Consider the following 1,495-nt stretch of genomic DNA (forward strand, 5'->3'; position numbering starts at 1 on the left):
ACTACGCCGCTTCAAATGAAAATTTCAAATTTGCGATTTTGCGCTACTTTAACGTCGCGGGCGCCGACGAGGAGGGGCTCATCGGGCAAAACTATCCAAACGCCACGCATCTAATCAAAGTCGCGACGCAGACGGCTCTGGGCAAGCGTGAAAGCATGGGGATTTTCGGCAGCGACTATCCGACGACAGACGGCACCTGCGTGAGGGACTACATCCACGTGAGCGACCTAGCGGACGCGCATCTAAGCGCGCTGGAGTATCTAAACGAGCATGAAAAAAGCGAGACCTTTAACGTCGGCTACGGCCGCGGTTTTAGCGTAAAAGAGGTTATAGAAACGGCTAAAAAAGTAAGCGGGGTTGATTTTAAAGTAGTTAGCGCGCCTCGTAGAGAGGGCGATCCGGCGTGCCTCATCGCAAAGCCGGGAAAGATAAGAAAATTAACTAACTGGCGGCCTAAGAGAGAGGATCTCGCGCTCATCATAAAAACCGCGCTTGAGTGGGAGAAACGGCTGTGAGGATCGCAGTCGTAGGCACGGGCTACGTGGGGCTAGTTAGCGGCGCGTGCCTAGCTAAAATGGGCAACGACGTCATATGCGTGGACGTGGACGAAGCAAAGATAAACGCCCTAAATAACGGCGTTATACCGATCTATGAGCCCGGACTTTCTGAAATCGTGGCTGAGTGCAGGGCAAACGGCGCGCTCAAATTTAGCGTCGATATAAAAGAAGCCTTGGCGCACGCTAGCGTGCTATTTATCGCGGTGGGTACGCCTATGGGCGCGGACGGGCAGGCCGATCTGCGATACGTGCTAGAAGTCGCAAAAAGCATCGGGCAAAATTTAACCTCGCCGTTAATCGTCGTGGATAAATCAACCGTCCCCGTGGGTACGGCGGAGAAGGTAACCGAAGTGATCGCGGGCGAGCTAAAAAAGAGAAACATAGACGTCAAATTTGAGGTCGTCTCAAACCCCGAGTTTTTAAAAGAGGGCGCGGCAGTAGAGGACTTTTTAAAGCCCGATCGCGTCGTAGTAGGCGCTAGTAGCGAGTGGGGTCAAAGCGTTATGCGCGAGCTTTACGCACCGTTTATGAAAAATCACGACCGCTTTATCGCTATGGACGTAAAGTCCGCAGAGATGACCAAATACGCCGCAAACGCTATGCTAGCGACTAAAATAAGCTTTATAAACGAGATCGCGGGTATCTGTGAGCGCGTAGGCGCGGATGTAAATTTGGTGCGAAAAGGCATCGGCAGCGACTCTCGCATCGGTTATAGCTTTATATATCCTGGCTGCGGATACGGCGGTAGCTGTTTTCCAAAGGATGTCGAGGCGCTCATCTACACCGCCAGACAAAACGGTTTTGATCCGAAGGTTTTAAGCGCGGTGGAGGCTAGAAACGCGGTGCAAAAAACGGTGCTTTTTGAAAAAATTTCAGCATTTTTCGGCGGAAATTTGAGCGGAAAAACGGTGGCGATTTGGGGGCTAGCGTTTAAACCA

The 1,495-nt window shown here is 51.7% G+C and carries 2 protein-coding genes; both read left to right on the plus strand.

Features of this window, described 5'->3' with window-relative positions:
• A partial coding sequence (locus tag Q0546_RS11515) for an NAD-dependent epimerase/dehydratase family protein (protein ID WP_298793181.1) occupies positions 1-515 on the plus strand: 515 nt, incomplete at its 5' end.
• On the plus strand, positions 512-1,495 hold a 984-nt coding region (locus tag Q0546_RS11520), incomplete at its 3' end, for a UDP-glucose/GDP-mannose dehydrogenase family protein (RefSeq protein ID WP_298793183.1). The genes Q0546_RS11515 and Q0546_RS11520, both read left to right, overlap by 4 nt.

It is taken from the genome of uncultured Campylobacter sp. (assembly GCF_937997465.1).
In the GTDB taxonomy this organism is placed as follows: domain Bacteria; phylum Campylobacterota; class Campylobacteria; order Campylobacterales; family Campylobacteraceae; genus Campylobacter_A.